Source organism: Roseibium sp. MMSF_3412 (assembly GCF_030733265.1).
GTDB lineage: Bacteria > Pseudomonadota > Alphaproteobacteria > Rhizobiales > Stappiaceae > Roseibium.
Map to the genome: position 1 here is coordinate 213,521 of NZ_JASHJI010000001.1, position 21,345 is coordinate 234,865.

The window sequence follows — 21,345 nt, forward strand, 5'->3', positions numbered from 1 at the left end:
AAGAGGGCCACGCGGGTGTAGCTCAATGGTAGAGCAGGAGCTTCCCAAGCTTAAGACGAGGGTTCGATTCCCTTCACCCGCTCCAATTAAGTCAATAACTTAGAATACAGTTCGCCAAAAGCTTGATATTCGGGGAAGCACCGGAAATCAGGAGGCAGTGTTTCATACATCAAATGTCACATCACTTAGACGCTTCAAGTCAAATTAGAAAATCTGCCGTCCGAGCTGTCCAAGCTGTTCGAAAAGGCTACTTTTAGCCCTCTTCAAATTGCATCATTGCCGCCGATCCCAAACGCAAACCCAAAATTTCCGTAACCTAGGTAAACACCTCCAGTCAAAAATTGTATGTATACACCGGACTCCGCCTCCAAAGACATAGAACTTTACGTTCGTCTAGTAACTTGTTCAGACCGGCTCAAGCGGATGATAATTCTTTACTTTCCAGCCGCGGCCCTTCGGTTGCCTTCATTGGAGAATTGGCCCAAGTAAAGCTTAAAGAACATCGCCCAAGTTCGTCACCAGTTTCACAGTTCACTATGGAACCTCAACGTAGTTCCCTCCCACCGTCTTCAACGCACACCAACGAAAAAACTGGTCACTCTCCGCCGCGCGCATGCCATTGGTAACGTGGACCAGGATATGGCTGCGGCGGCGTTGTTTGGCCCATTGCCGGATCGCGCGCATCAGCCGGAGGGCGACCTTGCCTGCCAGCATCGATCCGGTACGCCCAGGTAAGGTTTTTCTCTGGCAGGACGCCTGAATTCGCCTCCAGAAAGCAAGGTTCGTTTAAACCTGAAAGACCCAAGACGCTTCAGCATTGGAAAAAACAACCTCTATTGCGCAACAGAAAACCAGCGCTTTCGGCACAATTGACATGGCGGGAAACGATAAGCCTATCGCATGTTTTCAGGTGACTTCGACTTGCACGATCTCGCAATTTAATACATATTCAAATATACGAATTTTATATGAGAAAGCTTCATGTCCCTGTCCCGACGTACCGTTTTGTCCGGATGTGCTGTTTTACCGATTTCAGCACACCTTAGCCAGGTTGCGATTGCTGAGATTTCCATCGGCCAAGGTTCGCTCACAACAATAAGTGACGGGCATCTGACGCTTCCAGGCAGTTTCGTTTTTGACCCGATGCCCCGTGAAGAGTTGGCCCAGTTGCTCAAGGGTGCCGGGATTTCGCAAGAAACGCTGACGCCTGATTGCAACGTTTCGCTCTTCCGGGATGGCTCCAACACCGTTTTGTTTGATGTCGGTTCCGGCCCGGATTTCCAACCCTCGGCCGGTATGCTGGTGGAGGGTCTCGCGCAAGCGGGTGTCTCTCCAGAAGATGTAACGCACGTGGTCTTTACGCACGCGCATCCGGATCACATCTGGGGGCTGCTTGACGAGTTCGACGACCCTCTGTTCCATGAGGCCACCTACATGATCGGCCGCGCCGAGTGGGACTACTGGTGGAACCCGGAGACCGTCAACACAATCGGCGAAGCCCGAGCGGCAATGGCGGTTGGCGCAAAGCGCAGGCTGGAGGCCATTGAGGAAACGGTTGAGTTTTTCAAAGGCGGCCAGGAAATCCTGCCGGGCATCCTCGCCGTTTCAACGCCCGGGCACACGCCGGGTCATATGAGCTTCGAAGTGCGCAGCGGCTCTGAAGCTGCGCTTGTCATCGGGGATGCCATCGGCAACCATCATGTTGCCTTCATGAGGCCCGGGTGGCCAAGCGGATCTGATCAAGATGCCGAAGTCGCGGCATCGACGCGAATTGCGCTTCTCGACCGGATTGTCGCTGATGACCTCAAGGTTGCCGGCTTTCACCTTCCCGCAGGCGGGATGGGACACGTCGAACGCAAGGGTGATTCATTCCGCTTTCTATCGGAGGGTTCATAATGCGCATCGCGGGGTTGCTTTTTTCCCTTTGCCTTGCCGTTTCGGCGCAAGCGAGCGAGGACATCGCCGACCAGTATCCGGGCTCCGCGCTTTATTCCAAACCGGTGGAGGTCATCCCGCACGTTTGGTCCGCAATCGGTGCGACAGCGCCGCCGACTTACGAGAACTCCGGCCACAACAACAATCTCAGTTTCATAGTAACCGGTGACGGCGTCGTCGTGATCAACGGTGGCGCTGCCTATATCCTCGCCAAGGCACTTCACGAAGAGATCAAGGCTGTCACCGACCAGCCCGTAAGACTGGTTATCGATGAGAACGGCCAGGGGCACGCGATGCTCGGCAATTCCTACTGGTCACAGCAAGGCGTGACGATCCTTGCCCATATCGATGCCGCGCATGAAATCGAGGACCGCGGCAATCAGATCCTGGAGGGCATGAAACGCTATAATCGAGACAAAGCCGAAGGCACCTTCGTCGCGCCACCGACGCAGACCTTTGAAGACAGGCATGTCATCGAGATGGGTGATTTTCACATTGAAGTCCTTCACCTAGGACCGGCACATGGTCCCGGCGACACACAGGTCTGGCTGCCGGAACAGAGCCTTGTGATCGCGGGCGACATGGCGTTTCACGAACGCATGCTGCCGATCTTCGAGGACACGATTGTTGCCGACTGGCTGGAGACATGGGAGACCGGCTTTGAAGCCCTGAACGCGACCTATGTCATTCCGGGCCATGGCCACCCGACGAACATGGCGCAGGTGCGCCGCTACACACGCGACTACCTTCTCTATCTGCGTGAAAAGATCGGTGAACATCTTGAAAACGGCGGAGATCTCGCTGACGCCTACTACGTCGATCAGTCGCCCTATGCGCATCTGGACACGTTCGAAGAGCTGGCCACCAGGAATGCTGGCCGTGTCTACGAGCAGATGGAATTCGAATAAGACTGCCGCTCTGGAAGTTTACCGCACCGTCAGTTGCCGATCGCCTCGGCGACGATCTGCTGCATCAGGTTTTCGACCGCCTGCATCGAACCGTCGGGATAGTCCTTGTGACCGATCGTGACGCCGTCATCCGTCTCCATGACGAAAATACCATAGGGACAATGGGTGATGTTCATCGGGTCCTTTTCCATGACCTGGCGCGACACGACGGCTGAGCAGAACAGAAAGATGTCCGCGTTCTTGAAAATCATGGCATCGCTGCCGACGTCGGACCCGGTCCGATTGAGCATCTCTCCCACATGGCTGACAAAATCTATGACGAGGCCCTGTCCCACAATCGCGCTTTCGACCGCAAAGGTCGCATCCTCGAAAGACCCGTCAAACGAATATGTGAATGGCTTTTGGGCGATCGCAGGAGAGCTGAGAGCAAGTCCGAGTGCTGCCGCGAGTAGAACGGGTTTCATAGCCTTATCCTCCATTGTGACGGGAAGCTTGGCATGCAGCCGCGCCCCGTGCATTGAGCTATGTCCATGCCGGGGCGCGGAAACCGCTGTTATCCAAGCATGTCGGTGGTGATGCCGGTGTACCAGCCCTCCGATTCCTCATACGTCGCCTTGCGCAGGTCCGCGCTTTCGCCGGTTTTTGAAATGAAACCGTCGACCTTGGCGATTTTCTCCGGCGTAGCCTCGTAGGTGGCACCGACCTTGACACCGTCATTGGGCGCGATCAGCGACCAGCACGTGTTGGAGAATTTCGCCGGGAAGACCTTTGATCCGGTCAGCGCGCCGCGCACGGCATTGGCGCAGACCTTCGCCTGCGAGTTGGCGGAGAAGCCAGATTTCGGCATGTCGCCCTGGCTCGAGGCATCACCGAGAACGTAGATGTCCGCGTCGGCTTTCGTCGACATGTCCGCGGCATTCACCGGCGCCCAGTTGCCATCCGTGACACCGGCGAGTTCGGCGATGCGGCCTGCCTTCATGGCCGGGATCACGTTGCAGACGTCGACCTTTGTCTCTTCGCCGTCGATCGTGACTGTCATGCCCCCCGGGTCGACCGAAACGTTACCGCCGCCGAAGTCCTCGCCGATCCAGTCAACCATGCCTTCGTAGTGGTTCGCCCAGCCTTCCTGGAAGAGCCCCATCTTGGAGAATTTCGGCTTCGGGTCGGCCACAATGATCTTTGCGGTCGGATTGTTCTGCTTCAGGAAATGCGCAACCATCGACACCCGCTCATAGGGCCCGGGAGGGCAGCGAAAGGGATTTGGCGGCGCGACCATCGCAAAGACGCCACCTTCCGGCATTGCCGCAAGCTGTGCCTTCAGGAGTTCCGACTGGGAACCGGCCTTGTAGGCATGCGGCATCGCATTTTGCGCGCTCAGACCCCAGCCTTCGACAGCCCCTTCAACAAAGTCGATGCCCGGGCTCAGGATCAGCTTGTCGTAGGGCACCGAACCGCCGCCCGCCAGGGCCACGGTCTTGGCGTCACGGTCGACACCAATGGCCCAATCGTGGACAACGTTGACGCCGCCGGCAGCCAGGCCGCCATAAGTATGGCCGATATCCTCGATTTCCTTGAAGCCGCCGAGATAAAGATTGGAGAAGAAACAGGTGTAATACTTGCGCGTCGGTTCGATCAGGGTGACGTCGATCGCACCCTTGCTGTCCTTGGCGAGGTAGCGTGCCGCAGTTGCACCGCCGGCCCCTCCGCCAACGACAACCACGCGCGGTGTTCCCTGCGCTTTGACCATGGGAGCGGACAAAACCGCTGCCATTGCAGCCGACGTACCGATAAATTGCCGTCTATTCAGTGTCATTTCTTCCTCCCTAAATGCACCGTTATTGTTCAAGCGCAGCAAAATAGGCTGCCAGCGCCGCTATCTCTTCCGCGTTCAGCCGACCGGCCATCATCTGCATGACCGGGTGGGCGCGTTTCTTGTTCTTGTAGGCATGCATCGCGACCACGAAGTCTTCTTCCGGCCACAACACAATCGACGGGATGCCATCATCCGCGCCGTCTGCCTGGTGGCAGGTCGTGCATTCGCTGCTGAGATATTCGCCATATTCCGGATCACCCTTGAGCGAGAGGATGGCCGGATCGAGGTCATGATCCGTCGGCGTCGCAGTCGGGTCCGCTTCCGGGATGTTGGCCGGATCATCGGAAAACGCGCGCAGGTAGGCGATCAGATTGAGGCGGTCTTCCGGCTTTCTGAGACCTGAAAAACTCATGCGCGTCCCGCTTGCGAGCGCACGCGGTTTTTCCAGAAACGCATCCAGCGTGTCGGCATGCCATTCAAGTCCGCCGGTCCCGGCCCGGACGAGCGCCTTGGAATAGCGGAAGTTCTCGTGCGTTCCCGCCTGCCGGCCAAAGATGCCGTTGAGATGTGGGCCGATGCGGTGTTTTGCGCCCTCCCCGACCATGTGGCAGCTCTTGCATTTCTTGAAAACCGCCTCGCCGGCGACGGGATCGCCGAAGTCATCGGCGGCAGCCCCCGTGCAGAACAGCGACAATGCAAGTACCGGCAGGATTTTGGTGAGGCGCATTTTCCCTCACTCTCCGACCGACTTCAGATACGCCGTGATGGCATCGAGGTCGTCCTGTTTCCTGAGCCCGGAGAAGGCCATCTTGGTGCCTTTCATGTAGGATCGCGGCTTGGCCAGAAACTCCGCCAGCGCCACCTCATCCCAGACGCGGCCTTGTTCCTGCGCGGCAACGAAGACCTTGGAGTACTTGAACCCGTCCACGGAGCCCATCTGGCGGCCGAACAGGCCGTTGAGATGCGGACCGGACTTGTTCTTGGCGCCTGCGCCAACTGCATGACAGGCCCCGCATTTCTTGAAGACCTTTTCACCGGACGCCACCAGAACGGGATCGAGGGAAGCCGAAGCCGCAACGGACGGCGCGTCTTCAGCGGCAACCTCATCTGTTCCGGCGGAAGGCGCAGCGGCGACGAAGGTCGGCGTGTCATCCGCCGTTGCATGGTTCATCACCGACTCGCCACCGTCTTCCGGCGTCACATCGAGGAAGGTCGCGCGCATGGTAATCTCGACACTCGGTTTGCAGCTTTCCATGCACGGCTCGGCCCGCCACTTTGCGTATTCCAGTGCAGGACGGTCATCAATCACGAAACCGTCCCTGTTATACATTTCGAACGCGGCAAAATTCTCGTGGCTGAGTTCGAAGTCGTCATCGACGAGGTCGTTCGAATAAAGAATGTAGGCGACGATCGCATAGGTCTCGTCCGCTGTCAGCGTCTGTGCCTCGCCGAACGGCATGGAGCGATGCACGTAATCAAAGACGGTCGAGAGGTAAGGCCAGTAGGACCCCACTGTCTTCACGGGATCCTTGTCGCCAAGCGTGTCGAACCCGCCGGCAAGAACAGGCCAGTTGTCCACGCCTTCGGCAAAGTCTCCGTGACAGGAGGCGCATTTTTCCGCAAAGACTTCCTCGCCCCAGTAGGCATCCCCCTTGCCTTCGGGCAGGCCTCGTCCATCGGGCAAAACGTCGACGTCCCAGGCCGCGACTTCTTCCGGCTTCGCCGTGCGGCCAAGGCCGAATTTATCACCGCTTTCCGGTGCTCGTTCCGTCAAATCGCCACCGCGCGCCGCACGCTCTTCCGCTGCGGCCTGGATCTCTGCGATTTTCTCTTTCAGATCCGAAACGGCTGCCGCCTCGTCATCGGCGCGCCTGTTCGCCGTTTCCGCCTGCAGGGAGATCTGCTCGACACGTTGTTCCAGGGCGCCGATCTTCTTTTGCCCGTAATCCATGTTGGCGAACAGGAGCGCGGCCGAAAGCGCGAGCGCCGTCCCGCCGGCAACGGGAAGAACAATCTGGTTAAGAGACTTCGACATTCTCGGCGACCCCGTTTTCATCCACGAACCAGGTCTGGATGCAGTTGTTGTGATAGACGGCGTTTTCGCCGCGCATTGCGCGAAGCTGTTCCTTGGTCGGTTGGACGTACCCGGTTTCATCCATGGCCCGCGACTGCAGCAGCATCGGGTTTCCGTCCCAGTCGATATCCAGATAGAAGCGGGTCAGGGCCTTGGTGTCGCCCTGTTTGCCGAGACGGGCCGTCTCCCAGCTGATGCCGCCGTCTCTTGAAACGTCGACCCGCGTGATCTTTCCATGACCGGACCAGGCAAGCCCGGAAATGACCAGGGGGCCTTTGCCGTGCGCAATGGGCATCTGCGGACTTGGCGAAGTAATGACGGATTTCGCATCCATCACCCAGGTCCATTTCCGCGCTGTGCCATCTTCATAAACATCGGTGTATTTCGAGGTTTCCTCGCGGCTTTCCACCGCCATGTCGGTGACTTCGATGCGGCGCAGCCACTTCACCCACATGTTGCCCTCCCACCCCGGCACCACCAGGCGGACCGGGTAACCGTGCTCCATGCGCAGCGCTTCGCCATTGGCCTTGAACGCCACAAGCACATCATCGAGGGCTTTTTCCATCGGGATCGAACGGCCGTTGGAAGACGCATCCGCTCCTTCGACATAGACCCACTTGTCTTTGAGCTCGCCCGCAGCCGCAAGACCTGCCTCGTTCAGGAGCGTGCGAAGCGGGACGCCGGTATATTCCATGTTGTGGATCATGCCATGCGTGAACTGCGCACCGTTCAGCTGGGCGCCTGCCCATTCCATGCCGGTATTTGCGGCACATTCGCAGAAGTAGACATGGTTCTCCCGCGGGAACCGCTCCAGATCCGCGTAGTGGAACACCAGGGGATTGTCGACCAGCCCGTTGATCATCAGCCGATAGTCTTCCTTGCGGAGTTCAATCGCGCCCGAATGGTGGCGTTCGAACGCGCAGCCCTGTGGCGTGATCGTACCATCGAGCGCGTGGATCGGCGTGAAGTTGATCGAGGAAATCGGCGACGCTGTCAGCCATTCAACGTTGCGGCGGACCACGTCTTTCTCGAAGCTGATCGGCATGCCATAGGGCGTTTCGTCCACGCCGGCACCGGTGATCGATGCCCAGTCCTGAACGTCAGTGATCAGCGGATCGGCTTCGCTGGCGCTTGCCGCCCCGGCGACGGATGCGCCTGCAATTGCAACGCTGCCTTTGAGAAAGGACCTTCTGGATGTTCCTGTTTTCGCATCCATCAAAGAGGACTCCCTGCCTAAACTATGCACCAATGACTTCAACGCTGTTGCTCGGCCGTGTCGTCACCGTGCCGAGCTTGCGAATGTGATTTTCAACGACGTCCCAGATCTGCGGTCCTTCCGTGCCCTCGTTCACGCTGGCCCAACCGGCAACCACGTAGGAGCGCGACGGGTCGATGGTCTCGCCGGTCTTCAGAAGGGTCATGTTCGAAATCCGGCTGCCTTGCGGCTGGGCGATATCGATCCTGTAGCCAAGCCCGCCGGTGCGCACCATGTCGCCGCCCTGCTGGTAATAGGGGTCCGGATTGAAAATGTTGTCCGCGACGTCTTCCAGCACGACCTTCAGGAATTCACCCGTCATTTCGGTGCGATAGGCCTTGCCGTAGGTCATCGAGGTCACGTTGAAGATGTCCTCCCGCGTGATTTCCTGGCCCGGGATCAACGACGGTCCCCAGCGCACACCAGGGCTCAGGGCGATTTCCGCATCGCGCTCGGATAGCAGCGCATCGCAGATGAGATCATCCCAGGTGCCATTGAAGTTGCCCCGGCGGTAAAGCAGGCTGTCGGTCTTGCCGATGACCTCCGACAACTCGGCGGTATAGGGCGCACGTTGCTCATCGATGAGCGCGGCGACCTCCGCATCCGGTTCGATAACATCGGAGAAAACCGGAATGAGCTTGTGCCGATAGCCCATGAGCTGTCCGTTGCGGATGTCGAGATCGACGCGGCTGACAAACTTTCCGTTCGAACCGGACGGGACGATGATCGTCTTGCCTGACAGCACCGGTTCGGGAAGGGCATCATGGGTGTGGCCGGACAGGATGACGTCGATCCCGCTGACCACAGTCGCCATCTTCTTGTCGACGTCGAAGCCGTTGTGGCTCAGAACGACGACGCACTCCGCGCCCTCCGCGCGCACTTCGTCGACCATCGCCTGCATGTTTTCGTCGCGGATGCCGAAGGCGAATTCGGGGAACATCCAGCCCGGGTTGGCGATCGGCATATAGGGAAATGCCTGCCCGATGACCGCGATCCTGGTGCCGCCGCGCTCGAACATCTTGTAGGGCGGGAAAAGCTCCGTCGGCTCGTCCCATTCGACATCGAAGATGTTCTGGCCGAGCGCTGCAAAGGGAAGGTCCTCGACGATCTCGGTGACCCGGTCGCTGCCGAGGGTGAATTCCCAGTGAAACGTCATCGCGTCCGGGCTCAGCGCGTTCATGACATTGACCATGTCCTGCCCGTCCGTCTTGTAGCAGGTGTAGGAGCCGTGCCAGGTGTCGCCGCCATCAAGCAGAATGGCGTCGGGGCGGTCGGCGCGAATGGCCTTGATCACGGTTGCCACACGATCCAGTCCGCCGACGCGGCCATAACCTTTCGCCAGAGACGAAAAGTCGCCGGAGCTCAACGCATAGTGGCTCGGGCTGCCGTCCGCGATGCCGTAGAGCTTGCGGAACTGCGCGCCGGTCACGTGCGGCACGGCGCCCCGGTTGTCGCCAACGCCGATGTTTTCAGAAGGTTCCCGGAAATAGATCGGTTTCAGCTGCGCATGGATGTCTGTCACATGAATGAGCGAGACATTTCCAAACGTATCGAATTCCAGAAGCTGGTCCTGGGTCAGCGCCTGCTGCGCAGCAAGGCGCGCCCAATTGCCGAAACCAGAGGCTCCGACAACTGCGGATGCTGCCATTCCAACCTGCAGAAAATCGCGACGCGAAATCATATTCCTGCTCGCTCCTCAAATCATATGCGCATAAGTGAATATATCTCTTCGAGAAAAGGGCCCCGATTGGAAACCGGGACCCCGACGTTACATCAGTTACGGACGGACGGCCCTTCGACGCTCAGGCCGTTCCCGCGCGAAGCAACGTAGAGTTCAAGGGCGATGAACTCGGTCGAACCGGGCTTGTAGGTCTCGGCCCGCGTGTCGCGCACACACCCCTTGAACCGTGCATGCACGGAATTGAGCTTGGTGTTTTTCAGCCTGTACGTCGGAAAGCCATTGATATGACCCTGGCTCAGGTGATCGGCGCGGATCATCAGGCCATAGCTGTCCTCGTGGCAGTTCGCACAAGACAGCTCAAGTTGACCTGTCCGGGTATAGTAGAGCTCCTTGCCCTGCTCCCATGTTTCCTTTGCCGGACCGTCGATCGCGACATTGACGGGCATGCCGCGCGAGACGGAGGAAATCAGGGCAACCATGTCGGTCATGTCACCGCCGGTGTATTTCCACTTCTGTGCGCCCATATGCGTCGTACGGCAATCGTTGATCTCCATCTCGATGGTGGTCACCTTGCCTTTTTCGTCGTTCCATTTCGGATAGACAGCACGAACGCCGGCCATTGTTTCGGGACCTTCGTGGCAGCTTGCGCATGACTTGCCCGCGCTACCATCGACCGTTTCCCAGTTCACCATCGCGTTCTCGACGCCAATCATTCCCGGATTGTCGAAATCATCCATCTGGAACGCCTGCGTCTCGTCGGAACGGAACCGCCAACCGGAATAGATCGTCGAGAGGTTTTCCGTATGCGCTGGCGCGTCGGTCTCCGTGACGATGGAGATGTCACCATTGATTGTCAGACTGTCTTCGTCCGGATCGGACATTGCCAGACCCGGCATCAATACCAGTGCCGCGACAGAGCCGATTGCTATTGTCGTATATTTCACGCCTTCCTCCCTCAACCAGACGCTTGTCATCAACGGTCAGCCGACCGTGATCTTCTTTGTCGTGTCGTAGACGGAGCCGTCGTCGTCGTACCAGGTGAACTTGAATTCACCGGATTCCGGCACGACCGCCTCGAACTGGAAGTAGGGATTGGTTGATATGGCCGGTTCAAGCGTAACGTCGATGACGTTCTCACCGTTGAAATCGGCGGTGAAACGATTGATGATCGAGCGCGGAATGACATTGCCGTCATCGTCCTTGCGCTGACCGCTTTCCATCTTGTGGCTGATCAGCGTCTTGATGGTGATCGTTTCACCTGCCGCAGCCTTCTTGGGAACCTTTACCCGTGGTTTCACACCAGATGCCATGATTTTTCTCCTAATGCCTTGCCGATCAGCCGCCGCAGCCGCCGATGGTCACCTTCACGTTGGCCTTGGCCATCTGGAAGGACCCGTCTTCCATCTTCGCGATCGCAACCACGTTCTGGGTCGTGGCGAGACGGATACGCGTCGAGGCGCCGCGGGACGCACTGAGCGGACCGAACTTGAACGTCGCGACGTTCGGCACAGGATTACCGTCGGCGAACAGAGTGACCTCAGCTGCGCCCGGGGCGTCGAAGGCGATCGGAACGGTGTTGCCGTTTTCGGCGATCTCAGGCGCTGTCAGGGTGATCGCCCCTTCGCCCATGTCCGCGCCACCGGTCAGTTCCGCGATTGCGTCGTCCGTCAGGGTGGCAAATGCAGGCAGGCTCGACAGGGTCGCCAGGACGAAGGTGCCGGAGCCGAATGCAAGTAGCTTTCGCCGCGTCATTTCCATTTTGATCTCCATATCAGGACGCTCACTCTTCCTTGAGCGTTACGAGAAAGGCGACAACGTCTTCGATCTGCTGGGCAGTCAGCAGCGGCTGCACGTCGCCGTCGCCATGGGCGTCGCCGGTATAGGCGTCACCGAGGCGAACAAAGCCTTCGGTCTTGTAAAAGGATGGCATCAGACTGCCTTCGAACATCACCTTCGCGTTCGCAACGATGCCGCGCAACTCCGCGACGGACCACCTGTCGGCGACACCGTCGAGCGGTGGGCCGATCTCGCCGTGGAACGCCAGGTGGCTCAGGGCCGACACCTGATGACAGGCGATGCAGTTACCGGCACCCTTGTTCATGATTTCAGCCCCTGCGGCCGGATCGCCGGCCACGCCGGACAGCGAAACATCAACAGCGCCATCCGTGAAGACGACGTCCGTCGGCTTGACCCCCTCGGCGAAAGCCGTCGAAGCAACAAGCATCGCAGCCAAGCTGAAAATTGCGTGTTTCATTGGTCCTCCCTCAGCCGATTCCGGCGACCTTTCGTGCGACCATACAGCACATATTCGTTATTACGCAATAACAAATTCAATTAAATGAATTTATCGATTTGTTCGCATGCGCAGCAAAAACGCAACAAAATGTCGCGCTGCAGTATCGATAGTCACTTGTTTTGACTTTCGAACTTGCGCGCATGGTACTTCTGGAAGGGCTCGTCGCCGGCATAGCCCTCTTCAACCACCCATGTCAGCATGTTCAGCGTCGTCCAGCGCCCGAAGGCGCCGGGCATGTTCGCGACGGCTGCCTGTGCCGCGGTGACATTATCCGCAACTTCGGTCGGAAAGAAAATGATGTTCGGTGTAAACAGCGCGCCCCACCGTTTGACCATGTCCTTCTCCGGCAGGGTCGTGCCGTCGAAATCGGTGACTTCGACGTCACCGAACATGTTTATCTGGACCACAAAATAGTTGTCCTCGATGTACTGGGAGATTTCCGGCACCACGAAAACTTCCTCGTGCATCCGCTTGCAGTAGATACAGCCGCGCTGTTCGACAATCACCATGAGGCGTTTGCCTTCCGTGTTTGCCTCTTCCAGGTCTTCAGTGAGATCCTTGAAGGTATCGCGCATCCAGGATGCCTTGTGGAGCCCGTCATCGCCGATCTCGGCAGCAAACACCTGCATCGAGAAAAAGACTGCGCACAGCGCCCAGAGCAAACGTGTCATTGTCATTCCTCCTCCATTTGAGCCCTTGTGAATGCGACGGGGCTCTCGTGCGGTGAATCTGAAGTTCGTTCGAAGCCGGCTGCAAAATGGGTCGAACGTCAGATTCAGGTGACTAGCCAATGGCGCTGAACCAGGGAACGGTTTCCAGCATCCATTGCGCGATGATGTTGATGGAATTCGTCGCGATCAGGACCCCGAACAGGACCAGGAATGCTCCCATGAGCTTTTCGACGACGCCAAGATATTTTCGAAATCCGGCCATCCATGACATGAAAGGACCGATGAAAAGAGCCGCGACAACAAAGGGAAGCGTCATACCGAGGCCGTAGACGAACAGAAGCACGGCCCCCTGACCCGCGGTTTCCTGGCCAGCGGCGGTAAACAGGATCGCCGCGAGAACCGGTCCGACGCACGGTGTCCACCCGAAAGCAAATGCAAGCCCGACGACATAAGCGCCGAGCAGGCTGGCGTTTGTTGCTTGTCCGGTCTCAACCCGAAGCTGCCGATAAAGGATGCCGATCCGGATCACACCCAGGAAATGAAGGCCCATCGCAATGATGATTGCAGCCGCAATCCAGCGCAGCACGTCGAAATACTCGCGCACCAGCTGGCCGAATGCACTGGCCGTGGCCCCAAGCCCCATGAAGACAGTGATCACGCCCAGCGCAAAACAACAGGCAGACAGAAAGGCGCGCAGCTTCACGCTACGGGAAATGTCGGTCTCCATCTCCACCTGATTCACCCCGACACCTGCCAGGTAGCTCAGGTAGAAGGGAACAATCGGCAGGATGCAGGGCGACAGGAACGACAGAAGCCCTGCGGCCAACGCACCGAAATAGGTGATCTCGAACATGGAATGAGCTGCTTCTCAGCTTGATATATTCACAAATTAGATTATGATTAAGTGTGTGCACTCGTCAATCGGGGTTTCGAATTGACATTGTTGAAGACGCTGATCGTTCTGATGCTCGCGCTCGCGCCGGTCGGGGCGCATGCGGAGACGTTCTTGCTCATGGCAGAGGAAGACGGGTGCCACTGGTGTGCCAGGTGGAACAAAGAGATCGCACATATCTATCCAAAGACGGCCGAAGGTAGAACCGCTCCGCTGAGACGCTATAACTTGCATGGCGACGTGCCCGATGTGGCCTTCCAAAGGAAGGTTCGCTTCACACCGACCTTCATTCTCGTGCACAATGGCAACGAAGTCGGTCGAATCGAGGGGTACCCCGGTGAGGATTTTTTTTGGAGCTTGCTCGGCATGATGTTCAGCCAGGCAAACATTCCTCTGGATAAGACAGGTTGATTGAGCATGAGCGCTGACACCCAAGGCACGCCAGAGAGTGCGAAGGAAGGCACATCCCGTCTGCCGGTGTTCGACGCCGACATGTGTGCCGAAGACATGGACAGGATGATGAAGAACGCCCAGCGCGCCTCCAATTTCCTGAAAGCCATCAGCCACGAAGGCCGGTTGATGATACTGTGTCACCTGGCCTCCGGCGAAAAGTCGGTCGCCGAACTGGAAAATCTTCTCTCAGCGCGGCAAGCGGCCGTGTCGCAGCAGCTGACACGTCTCAGACTTGAAGGTCTGGTGACCCCGCGCCGTGATGGCAAGGCGATCTACTACAGCTTGACAGACGACCGGCCCAAGCAAATCATGGAAGTGGTCTATGACCTGTTCTGCCGGGAGGAGTAACCGAGCGCTGTTCTGGCGTCCGGTTAGGGTCAGAACTGATTAATTTGGATGAATTGGTAGGGATGAATTTTTTCGGACACGAGGTGCAAAGCTGCAGGAAACCGTCCGGTTTCCGAAGATTTGCAACGACGTTGCCGGCCAAGTTCATCCTACCCCTCAGGGACGCAAAAGCGGCTTCGATCTACTACGTCAAACCGCTCAACCGGGCAGGAAGCCCGCTTGTCGCGCTTTTCTTTGCAGCTCATTGCGGTTTGCTGCGCCAATTCAACCAAATTAATGAGTCCTGACCCTAGGGAGGAGACGGACATGCTGGAGGCGCTTGGAGAAGCCAACGCGGTTGCGCTGATTGGCCTTATGGGTGGGATCGCCCTGGGTCTTGCCGCGCGTATCGGACGATTCTGCACGCTCGGAGCTATCGAAGACGTGCTCTATGGTGCAGACGACCGGCGTATGCGCATGTGGGGTCTTGCAATCGGCGTTGCCATTATCGGCTCGCATGCGGCCATGTCTTCCGGACTTCTTGAAGGATCAAGCACTGCTTATCTCGACAGGGTCTGGAACCCACTGGGTTCGATCGTCGGCGGGCTCATGTTCGGCTATGGCATGGCCCTTTGCGGAAATTGCGGATATGGCGCTCTCGCCCGCCTCGGCGGCGGCGATCTGCGGGCATTTGTCATGGTCATCGTCATGGGGTTGTCTGCCTATTTTGTCATGTCCGGACCTCTTGCCCATGCGCGCGTATGGCTGTTTCCGGTCGAGACCGGTGCCGAAACGCCGCAAGGTGTCAGCCAATTCTTCGATGCCGCGTTCGGAATTGCACCCATCGTGACAGGCCTTGCCATTGGCGGGCTGATAATTGCATTCACCCTGTCGAGCGCCGGCTTCCGGAAGTCGCCGTGGCATATCTTCTGGGGAAGTGTCGTCGGGCTTGCAATCGTTTCGGGTTGGGTCGGCACTTATTGGGTGGCCATGACCGGGTTCGAGTCGGAACCAATCGAGACGCACACATTCGCCGCGCCCATCGGCGACACGATTTACTACGGCATGACCGCCTCCGGAAACACCTTGTCCTTCAGCGTTGGCTCCGTCGTCGGCGTTGTCATTGGCGCTTTCCTCGGGTCCTTCGCCAAGGGACACTTCCGCTGGGAGGCCTGCGAGGATCCGCGCGAACTCAGACGTCAGATCACAGGTGCGGCAATCATGGGTCCCGGCGCGATCCTTGCCGTCGGCTGCAGCGTCGGTCAGGGCATTTCCGCTTTCTCCGTCCTTGCCTACAGCGCACCGGTGACATTCCTGGCGATTTTCGCCGGAGCTGCCTTCGGCCTGAAACAGCTCATCACGGGGTTTGCGCCCGCCGAATGACAACGCCCTCCAACAAGCAATCGGTACGCACAAACGAACGGGGCTCATTTACATATTCAAAATTTCGCATTTCCTGATGTTTTCTTGAGATCGGTCAATGCGCGCCGGGACGCCGTCGCCAGACTGGAGGGATCTTGAACTGATGACAGCGCTGATCCCGCTGCACCGGATCGCTCATGGACCTGACCGCACTTCTTGACAGACTGCCCGAACCAACGGTGCTCGTGCTTGGCGGACTGACGGTCGGCGTTCTGTTCGGTGCACTTGCCCAGCAGAGCCGGTTCTGCCTGAGGGCCGCCGCGCTCGAATTTTCAAGGCGCAGGCCCGCCGACCGCCTGCCCATCTGGCTGCTGGCGTTTTCAAGCGCCCTGATCGCGACGCAATGTCTTGCGCTTCTGGGAGAGGTTGATACGGGCGAAACCCGCCAGCTGGCGTCCCCGCAAAGCCTCTCCGGAGCGCTTATCGGAGGGGCGATGTTTGGCACCGGCATGGTAATGGCACGGGGATGCGCAAGCCGGTTGCTGGTCCTGTCGGCAACCGGCAATCTGAGGGCCTTGCTGTCAGGACTCGTCTTTGCCGTCGTTGCCCAGGCAAGCCTTTACGGTGCCCTGAAACCGCTGCGCGACTGGTTGTCCGGACTATGGACGACGGTCGATACGGCTGGCAATGATCTCACGACATTCCTGGGCATGAGCGAAACAGCCATCTTTCTGTTCGGGTGTCTCTGGCTGCTCGCAGGCCTTGGCTTCGCCGCTCGCAACCGCAGTTCCGTCTGGCGGATGGCCGCGGCTGTCGGCGCGGGACTGACGGTGCCGCTGGCGCTCTGGTTCACAACCGCCATGACCCGCCAGGCGTTCGATCCGGTGCAGGTGGAGGGTGTCACCTTCACGGGGCCCTCGGCCGACATGCTGATGCTGTTCCTGTCCGTGCCCTTCGAAAATCTCGGCTTCAACTCAGGACTTGTGCCGGGTGTTTTCCTCGGCTCTTTCCTTGCAGCCCTCCTCACCCGGCAACTCCTGCTGCAGGGGTTTGAAAGCGGACCGTCCATGGCGCGGTATCTGACCGGCGCCGCCCTGATGGGCTTTGGCGGGATGCTGGCCGGTGGGTGCGCGGTTGGCGCAGGCATAACCGGCGCTTCCCTTTTCGCCGTCACCGCCTGGCTGACGCTTGTCGGCATATGGCTGTCAGCAATCGCGACGGATCATCTGCTCGAAATGGCATCCCGGCCCACAGCCCTTGCCCTCAACGCTCAGCGCGATCGCAAGCAATCGTCGCAGTAAGGACGAACCAACATGCCTTCCCTTCGCGGTTGTTCAACCGTTCCTGCTGTCCAACGTTCCGACATAAGAAAGTGAAACAGCGATTTGCCTGATGATATGCTACAAACGCAATCCCGGCGCTTTGACTGTCCTGTGTTGCGAAGCTTCCTGGCAGGCTGGGTCGCGTATCATCTCGATGAAGGCGATGGCAGACGGGTATTCGGCAACAAAGCAGATGTCCCAATTCTCCGATTGCGGTCCAATCATCATCATGAGGTCAAAAGCGCCCCACCAGACAATGCGGCCACCGACACGATTCAAACCGGCGCGCTCAGTCGGCTGTATTCCGCATTCGCGCTTTCCCCGATGGCAGCAAACTCGGCGGAGTACTCCGCCTTGTCTCGCAGCCTTATCAAGTTCAGCATTTGAATTGGTCCCTCGCGATCGAAGGATTTGAACGCTTGCCAGGTCGCCTTGTCGAAACTGGTGAAAACAGCCATCGTCAGGCTCCTTGATAGATCGGTGCCCTGCGGGCAATCCAGGCATCGAGGCCTTCCAGAACGTCCTGCGTCGCGGCCATGCGCGCGAACTGTTCCCTTTCAATCAGGAGGCCTTGTTCAATCGTCGTATTGATCCCTCTGGTGACGGCCGAGATGATTCTCGAAGCGGCGAGAGGTGAATGTCGGAGAATGCGTTCGGCCAGTTCAAATGCAGCAGGAAGCAGCTTCTCGTGGGGAACGACCTTGTTCACCAATCCGAGCTCATACGCGCGCTCAGCAGAGAATCTGTCACCTGTCAGGAGCAACTCCAAAGCCCGTTTCCGACCCGCCAAACGCGGCAATCTCTGGGTACCGCCGAATGTTGGTGGAATGCCGATGTTGATTTCCGGTTTGGCAAATTCTGCCTGATCCGAGGCGACAGCCAGGTGGACGGCCTCGGTGATTTCGCAACCGCCTCCAAAGGCAATTCCGTTGACGGCCGCCAGTATGGGTTTTGGATAGGATTCCAGCCTGGCCGTCATGGTTTGACCGCGCTTGCAGAACTGATTCACCGCAACATCGACACCTTCTCTTATGCTTGCCGCAAACTCGTGAATATCGCCCCCGGCAGAGAAGGCCCGATCCCCTGCCCCGGTCAGAATGACAGCGCCGATGTCATCGTTGTTTTCGATCTGATCCAGAAGCTCCAATAGTCGGTCATTGGTTTGATAATTCAGTGCGTTCAACTTCTCCGGCCTGTTTAAGGTCAGAAGAGCCACGCGATCCTTGATCTCAATCAGGACACTGTTTTGCATCGCTTTTTTCTCCAATCTCTTTAGCTTGACTAAAGTTATTGGGAATGCATTCTTAGGTACACTCACTAAGGAGTATACATGAGCTCGGACCCCGGAAAGCCGACGCGAGATCGCATTTTGGATGCGGCCAGCAAGCTCTTCTACAAGGAGGGTATTCGCGCCGTCAGCGTTGATGCCGTGGCCGAGAAGGCAGGCATTACGAAGAAGACGCTCTACTATCATTTCAAGAGCAAGGACGATCTCATAACCGGATATCTGGAGTCACGTGATCATCCCAACCTGATAGCGTTTGCCGGCTGGTTTGATGAGTGCGAGGGCAGCTTGGCTGACAAAACAGCCGAAATATTCCTGCGAGTGGCAGAGAGTGCCCGTCATCCCAAGTGGAGAGGGTGTGGCTTTATCAGAACCGCTGCGGAACTTGCCAGCATGCCGGGTCACCCGGCGGTCGTCGTTGGCGCCGGCCATAAAAAGAAATTCGAAAGCTGGCTGGCGGAAAAGTACGAGAATGCGGGCCTCCGGCACCCCGGGCAAACTGCCCGCAGCATCGTACTGCTGATGGAGGGTGCGTTTTCAACAATGCTGATCCACAGGGATCCAGACTATGCATTGGACGCGGGCGAGACAGCAAAGAGCCTTGTCGCCTCGAAGATGGCCGATAACGACGCCCCGACAACGTAATCCAGTCTTCGGTTGAATTCATCAGATGGTGGGCTGCCAACGCCTGTCTTCACCATCGGCGACGATTAAACGATTGAAAGAAAAGCTCCATGATTACAAATGATTATATCAACGAGATGGCCACCTATACACGCTGGCAAAACGACACCGTCTTTCAGCTTTGCGACGGTATTGGCCACGACGAACGCAACCGGGATCGGGGGCTGTTTTTCGGGTCGATCCACAAGACATTGGATCACATTTGCGTGGTCAATCGCAGGATCCTGACATTCCTCGATGGGACCTTGCCGGAACGCAGTCCGAGGGGGCATGTGGCATGGCCTGATTGGGAAGATCTGAAACGCGCTCGTCTGGAGCAGGACGATCAGCTTGCGGCGGGTGCACGCGACTGGACAGAGGCATGGTTGGCAGGAAAAACCACCAAGAGGGATCCGCAGGGGGACGACATACCCGCCATTCCGCGCTGGGTGATGGTTGTGCAGATCTTCAATCACCAAACCCATCATCGAAGCCAGGTCACGACAGCGTTGCACAAGATGGGCGTTGACTATGGTTCGACGGATATCCCGTGGCGCCCCGGCGCGGGTTTCTTTGCCGGATAGAAGTAAATGTGATTCATACGGGTAAGCGATTGATTTGAGCTCTGACACGAAGTGCATGGTTCGGCAGACGCAAGGGGAAATCACTCCGCTCGCGTCAATTTATGGTTCCATTCAAGCACTATTGAAGGACCTGTCTGTTTCCGGGTTTCAAAAAAAGCCAGCTGTCTATTGGCAGTGAATTTTTTTCAGCTTAGAGCATTCATATGATTGAATTTCTTGAAAAACTAATCGCAGGCGATCGTGGAGCAGTTATTCTGATTTCCGCGGCATATTTTGCGCTGATAGGCGTGTACTCGTTGATACACATGTACCGGATAAGTAAGTGGCCAAGTGTCATCGGGAAATTACATGAGGAAAACATCCAAGGCTCAGGGGTTGGTTCACATGATGAAACCAACTACCGCGCGACTGTTCGTTACACCTACGTTGTCGATGGTGTGCCTTATGAAAACGACAAAATTAACCCCTGGATTATCCTACTTTCTCATAATCTGCGGGCGTTGTTGAATTGGCAGTTTCGTTACATAGACAGGCACGACGGATCAGACGTAACAGTGTTCTACCACCCCGGAACACCCGAAAAGGCCTACCTTGTCGTTCCTGGTTGGAAGCAAATGGCCCTGGTATCTGCGCTTTGCTTTGGTGTCGCGGCTCTCATTCTTTTGGCTTTGTAAGCTTTCAACGTTGTTCGACTACGGGCGAAGCGAGCGATCACAGGCAGAACGCCGTTGAAGTTGTAGGAATTGTAGTTGATCTTCCTGAGACCCATGATGTGCGCAAAGACCGCTCTTGCCGACCGTCCCAAAAGACATTTGTCAGCTGATATGCAAACGTCCGAGATGGGGACTTTATCGCCTTCGGCAAACGCTGGATCCTATGACGGCTTTGCGCCACCATTTCGGTCATGCGCCGTATTGAATGCAGCGCCCAAGAGCGGACATCCATTTAAGGCGCAGCAAATTCACAGGATGGGCGGGAAGCTGTCATTCGCGGTGGTTTGAGCGAAGGTCAGCTCTGCGGACAAACCTGGCATTCATCCTGTTGAGTGGAACAACCGATCTAAGTTATCGAGCTCACCTTCTTTAGTGGCACTGGTGAACAAAGTCAAAAGAGGCTGAAAACAAGCTCGGACATAAACAATAAGAGAAGAACTATTGAAACGACGGACCAGTAAACTCGATCAAGTTGCGTTGCGCCGAGTGCATAACCTTCGCCCTTCACTACTCGCATCAAATTTCCGGTCAGGTTCGAAGGAGGGTTTTTTTCTTCGGCGCGGATTTTCTGAAGCTGTGTTTCCCAACCCAATTCGACACTGTTACTACCTGCGTGAATGCGGTCTTCGATTGATTTGACATACCTTCCAAGCCTCATCCCGTAGAGTTTGAAACGCGCTTGTGTCAGTAAAGTATAGAAAGCAATCGCTGAACCTGCTAACAATATGAATGGGTTGTCCATGTCAAAAGTTCCAGAGTAGTAAATACCCAAGACTGCAATAATCGAAAGGTTGCCATTTCGTTGGAGTTGCTGATCCAAGCGGCTACGATCCAAAATTTCGGCGCGGGCCGCCTTGTATTCTTCAATCAAAAAATCAATTGAATCTTCGGGCATCTCTTTCACCTGAGCTCAACATACCCACAAATCTAGTAGGGTGCTTTGAATTAATGAGCTTCTCCATACCGAATTTTGGGTCCATCGCAGTTAATCGACTCTTTAGGACTTTATCAACGTTCGTAGATGGCTATCCATGTTCTATAACTCGAAAGTCTAACAACTTAGAGCAGACACTCGTGCAATTTGCAACATCTTGAGCTTTGGGCTCTAAGC

Annotated in this window: 24 protein-coding genes and 1 tRNA gene; 10 read left to right on the plus strand and 15 right to left on the minus strand. The window is 57.0% G+C overall.

Annotated features, from left to right (window positions below):
* The first annotated feature begins 11 nt into the window (after nt 1-11).
* The 3 genes from RBB49_RS00950 to RBB49_RS00960 all read left to right on the plus strand — a co-directional run bounded on the left by RBB49_RS00950 (nt 12) and on the right by RBB49_RS00960 (nt 2,843).
* Nucleotides 12-85, plus strand: a tRNA-Gly gene (locus tag RBB49_RS00950).
* Between the two features lie 896 nt (nt 86-981).
* Nucleotides 982-1,896, plus strand: a complete 915-nt coding sequence (locus RBB49_RS00955) for an MBL fold metallo-hydrolase (RefSeq protein WP_306140774.1) — start codon at nt 982-984, stop codon at nt 1,894-1,896.
* Nucleotides 1,896-2,843: an MBL fold metallo-hydrolase gene (locus RBB49_RS00960; protein ID WP_306140775.1), complete on the plus strand. Its 948-nt coding sequence runs from the start codon at nt 1,896-1,898 to the stop codon at nt 2,841-2,843. The genes RBB49_RS00955 and RBB49_RS00960 overlap by 1 nt, the downstream gene beginning before the upstream one ends.
* A gap of 29 nt (nt 2,844-2,872) precedes the next feature.
* On the opposite strand, the gene RBB49_RS00965 is transcribed toward RBB49_RS00960, so the two are convergent.
* The 12 genes from RBB49_RS00965 to RBB49_RS01020 all read right to left on the minus strand — a co-directional run bounded on the left by RBB49_RS00965 (nt 2,873) and on the right by RBB49_RS01020 (nt 13,486).
* The gene (locus RBB49_RS00965; RefSeq protein ID WP_306140776.1) at nt 2,873-3,307 is read right to left on the minus strand and encodes a DUF302 domain-containing protein; all 435 of its coding nucleotides are present in this window, start codon (nt 3,305-3,307) and stop codon (nt 2,873-2,875) included.
* Nucleotides 3,308-3,396: 89 nt separating this feature from the next.
* A complete protein-coding gene (locus RBB49_RS00970; protein ID WP_306140777.1) occupies nt 3,397-4,656 on the minus strand; it encodes an NAD(P)/FAD-dependent oxidoreductase in 1,260 nt (419 codons plus the stop codon).
* 22 nt (nt 4,657-4,678) lie between these two features.
* Nucleotides 4,679-5,383, minus strand: coding sequence for a c-type cytochrome (locus tag RBB49_RS00975; RefSeq protein WP_306140778.1), 705 nt, complete (start codon nt 5,381-5,383; stop codon nt 4,679-4,681).
* A 6-nt stretch (nt 5,384-5,389) separates the two neighbouring features.
* Nucleotides 5,390-6,691 (minus strand): c-type cytochrome, encoded by a 1,302-nt coding sequence (locus RBB49_RS00980; RefSeq protein WP_306140779.1) that lies wholly within the window; start codon nt 6,689-6,691, stop codon nt 5,390-5,392.
* Nucleotides 6,675-7,946: a sulfite dehydrogenase gene (gene soxC, locus RBB49_RS00985; protein ID WP_306140780.1), complete on the minus strand. Its 1,272-nt coding sequence runs from the start codon at nt 7,944-7,946 to the stop codon at nt 6,675-6,677. Before soxC ends, RBB49_RS00980 begins: the two co-directional genes overlap by 17 nt.
* A 22-nt stretch (nt 7,947-7,968) precedes the next feature.
* Nucleotides 7,969-9,666, minus strand: a complete 1,698-nt coding sequence (gene soxB, locus RBB49_RS00990; protein WP_306140781.1) for a thiosulfohydrolase SoxB — start codon at nt 9,664-9,666, stop codon at nt 7,969-7,971.
* A gap of 92 nt (nt 9,667-9,758) precedes the next feature.
* Nucleotides 9,759-10,610: a sulfur oxidation c-type cytochrome SoxA gene (gene soxA / locus RBB49_RS00995; RefSeq protein ID WP_306140783.1), complete on the minus strand. Its 852-nt coding sequence runs from the start codon at nt 10,608-10,610 to the stop codon at nt 9,759-9,761.
* A 36-nt stretch (nt 10,611-10,646) separates the two neighbouring features.
* Nucleotides 10,647-10,976, minus strand: coding sequence for a thiosulfate oxidation carrier complex protein SoxZ (soxZ, locus tag RBB49_RS01000; RefSeq protein ID WP_306140784.1), 330 nt, complete (start codon nt 10,974-10,976; stop codon nt 10,647-10,649).
* Nucleotides 10,977-11,001: 25 nt separating this feature from the next.
* Complete coding sequence (gene soxY / locus RBB49_RS01005) at nt 11,002-11,424, minus strand: thiosulfate oxidation carrier protein SoxY (protein ID WP_306140786.1); 423 nt, start codon at nt 11,422-11,424, stop codon at nt 11,002-11,004.
* A gap of 22 nt (nt 11,425-11,446) precedes the next feature.
* Nucleotides 11,447-11,920 carry a sulfur oxidation c-type cytochrome SoxX gene (gene soxX, locus RBB49_RS01010; RefSeq protein ID WP_306140787.1) on the minus strand — a complete coding sequence of 158 codons (474 nt, stop codon included), beginning with the start codon at nt 11,918-11,920 and terminating at the stop codon, nt 11,447-11,449.
* 152 nt (nt 11,921-12,072) lie between these two features.
* The gene (locus tag RBB49_RS01015; protein WP_306140788.1) at nt 12,073-12,633 is read right to left on the minus strand and encodes a thioredoxin family protein; all 561 of its coding nucleotides are present in this window, start codon (nt 12,631-12,633) and stop codon (nt 12,073-12,075) included.
* A 112-nt stretch (nt 12,634-12,745) separates the two neighbouring features.
* The gene (locus tag RBB49_RS01020; RefSeq protein ID WP_306140789.1) at nt 12,746-13,486 is read right to left on the minus strand and encodes a cytochrome c biogenesis CcdA family protein; all 741 of its coding nucleotides are present in this window, start codon (nt 13,484-13,486) and stop codon (nt 12,746-12,748) included.
* Nucleotides 13,487-13,567: 81 nt separating this feature from the next.
* Between RBB49_RS01020 and RBB49_RS01025 the strand changes: the two genes are divergently transcribed.
* The 4 genes from RBB49_RS01025 (at nt 13,568) to RBB49_RS01040 (ending at nt 16,968) form a co-directional block, all read left to right on the plus strand.
* Nucleotides 13,568-13,936 (plus strand): hypothetical protein, encoded by a 369-nt coding sequence (locus tag RBB49_RS01025; RefSeq protein ID WP_306140790.1) that lies wholly within the window; start codon nt 13,568-13,570, stop codon nt 13,934-13,936.
* Between the two features lie 81 nt (nt 13,937-14,017).
* Nucleotides 14,018-14,326, plus strand: a complete 309-nt coding sequence (locus RBB49_RS01030; RefSeq protein WP_306141340.1) for a helix-turn-helix transcriptional regulator — start codon at nt 14,018-14,020, stop codon at nt 14,324-14,326.
* A 306-nt stretch (nt 14,327-14,632) separates the two neighbouring features.
* Entirely contained in the window at nt 14,633-15,688 is a 1,056-nt protein-coding gene (locus RBB49_RS01035) for a YeeE/YedE family protein (RefSeq protein WP_306140791.1), read from the plus strand.
* Between the two features lie 176 nt (nt 15,689-15,864).
* Nucleotides 15,865-16,968, plus strand: coding sequence for a YeeE/YedE family protein (locus RBB49_RS01040; RefSeq protein WP_306140792.1), 1,104 nt, complete (start codon nt 15,865-15,867; stop codon nt 16,966-16,968).
* A 296-nt stretch (nt 16,969-17,264) separates the two neighbouring features.
* Here the strand turns inward: RBB49_RS01040 and RBB49_RS01045 are convergent, their stop codons facing one another.
* Complete coding sequence (locus RBB49_RS01045; protein WP_306140793.1) at nt 17,265-17,447, minus strand: hypothetical protein; 183 nt, start codon at nt 17,445-17,447, stop codon at nt 17,265-17,267.
* Between the two features lie 2 nt (nt 17,448-17,449).
* A complete protein-coding gene (locus RBB49_RS01050; RefSeq protein WP_306141341.1) occupies nt 17,450-18,241 on the minus strand; it encodes a crotonase/enoyl-CoA hydratase family protein in 792 nt (263 codons plus the stop codon).
* A gap of 78 nt (nt 18,242-18,319) precedes the next feature.
* On the opposite strand from RBB49_RS01050, the gene RBB49_RS01055 reads away from it, so the two are divergent.
* The 3 genes from RBB49_RS01055 to RBB49_RS01065 all read left to right on the plus strand — a co-directional run bounded on the left by RBB49_RS01055 (nt 18,320) and on the right by RBB49_RS01065 (nt 20,195).
* The gene (locus RBB49_RS01055) at nt 18,320-18,919 is read left to right on the plus strand and encodes a TetR/AcrR family transcriptional regulator (protein WP_306140794.1); all 600 of its coding nucleotides are present in this window, start codon (nt 18,320-18,322) and stop codon (nt 18,917-18,919) included.
* 89 nt (nt 18,920-19,008) lie between these two features.
* Nucleotides 19,009-19,521: a DinB family protein gene (locus RBB49_RS01060; protein WP_306140795.1), complete on the plus strand. Its 513-nt coding sequence runs from the start codon at nt 19,009-19,011 to the stop codon at nt 19,519-19,521.
* A gap of 203 nt (nt 19,522-19,724) precedes the next feature.
* Complete coding sequence (locus tag RBB49_RS01065) at nt 19,725-20,195, plus strand: DUF3592 domain-containing protein (protein ID WP_306140796.1); 471 nt, start codon at nt 19,725-19,727, stop codon at nt 20,193-20,195.
* A gap of 430 nt (nt 20,196-20,625) precedes the next feature.
* Here RBB49_RS01065 and RBB49_RS01070 read toward each other — a convergent pair whose 3' ends face one another.
* The gene (locus tag RBB49_RS01070; RefSeq protein ID WP_306140798.1) at nt 20,626-21,129 is read right to left on the minus strand and encodes a hypothetical protein; all 504 of its coding nucleotides are present in this window, start codon (nt 21,127-21,129) and stop codon (nt 20,626-20,628) included.
* Nucleotides 21,130-21,345 lie beyond the last annotated feature (216 nt).

Excerpts from the sequence above, each read along its gene's own strand:
- RBB49_RS00955 (WP_306140774.1), top strand. The coding sequence starts at position 982 with ATGTCCCTGTCCCGACGTACCGTTTTGTCCGGATGTGCTGTTTTACCG.
- RBB49_RS00960 (WP_306140775.1), top strand. The coding sequence starts at position 1,896 with ATGCGCATCGCGGGGTTGCTTTTTTCCCTTTGCCTTGCCGTTTCGGCG.
- RBB49_RS00965 (WP_306140776.1), bottom strand. The coding sequence starts at position 3,307 with ATGAAACCCGTTCTACTCGCGGCAGCACTCGGACTTGCTCTCAGCTCT.
- RBB49_RS00970 (WP_306140777.1), bottom strand. The coding sequence starts at position 4,656 with ATGACACTGAATAGACGGCAATTTATCGGTACGTCGGCTGCAATGGCA.
- RBB49_RS00975 (WP_306140778.1), bottom strand. The coding sequence starts at position 5,383 with ATGCGCCTCACCAAAATCCTGCCGGTACTTGCATTGTCGCTGTTCTGC.
- RBB49_RS00980 (WP_306140779.1), bottom strand. The coding sequence starts at position 6,691 with ATGTCGAAGTCTCTTAACCAGATTGTTCTTCCCGTTGCCGGCGGGACG.
- soxC (WP_306140780.1), bottom strand. The coding sequence starts at position 7,946 with ATGGATGCGAAAACAGGAACATCCAGAAGGTCCTTTCTCAAAGGCAGC.
- soxB (WP_306140781.1), bottom strand. The coding sequence starts at position 9,666 with ATGATTTCGCGTCGCGATTTTCTGCAGGTTGGAATGGCAGCATCCGCA.
- soxZ (WP_306140784.1), bottom strand. The coding sequence starts at position 10,976 with ATGGCATCTGGTGTGAAACCACGGGTAAAGGTTCCCAAGAAGGCTGCG.
- soxY (WP_306140786.1), bottom strand. The coding sequence starts at position 11,424 with ATGGAAATGACGCGGCGAAAGCTACTTGCATTCGGCTCCGGCACCTTC.
- soxX (WP_306140787.1), bottom strand. The coding sequence starts at position 11,920 with ATGAAACACGCAATTTTCAGCTTGGCTGCGATGCTTGTTGCTTCGACG.
- RBB49_RS01015 (WP_306140788.1), bottom strand. The coding sequence starts at position 12,633 with ATGACACGTTTGCTCTGGGCGCTGTGCGCAGTCTTTTTCTCGATGCAG.
- RBB49_RS01020 (WP_306140789.1), bottom strand. The coding sequence starts at position 13,486 with ATGTTCGAGATCACCTATTTCGGTGCGTTGGCCGCAGGGCTTCTGTCG.
- RBB49_RS01030 (WP_306141340.1), top strand. The coding sequence starts at position 14,018 with ATGTGTGCCGAAGACATGGACAGGATGATGAAGAACGCCCAGCGCGCC.
- RBB49_RS01035 (WP_306140791.1), top strand. The coding sequence starts at position 14,633 with ATGCTGGAGGCGCTTGGAGAAGCCAACGCGGTTGCGCTGATTGGCCTT.
- RBB49_RS01040 (WP_306140792.1), top strand. The coding sequence starts at position 15,865 with ATGGACCTGACCGCACTTCTTGACAGACTGCCCGAACCAACGGTGCTC.
- RBB49_RS01045 (WP_306140793.1), bottom strand. The coding sequence starts at position 17,447 with ATGGCTGTTTTCACCAGTTTCGACAAGGCGACCTGGCAAGCGTTCAAA.
- RBB49_RS01050 (WP_306141341.1), bottom strand. The coding sequence starts at position 18,241 with ATGCAAAACAGTGTCCTGATTGAGATCAAGGATCGCGTGGCTCTTCTG.
- RBB49_RS01055 (WP_306140794.1), top strand. The coding sequence starts at position 18,320 with ATGAGCTCGGACCCCGGAAAGCCGACGCGAGATCGCATTTTGGATGCG.
- RBB49_RS01060 (WP_306140795.1), top strand. The coding sequence starts at position 19,009 with ATGATTACAAATGATTATATCAACGAGATGGCCACCTATACACGCTGG.
- RBB49_RS01065 (WP_306140796.1), top strand. The coding sequence starts at position 19,725 with ATGATTGAATTTCTTGAAAAACTAATCGCAGGCGATCGTGGAGCAGTT.
- RBB49_RS01070 (WP_306140798.1), bottom strand. The coding sequence starts at position 21,129 with ATGCCCGAAGATTCAATTGATTTTTTGATTGAAGAATACAAGGCGGCC.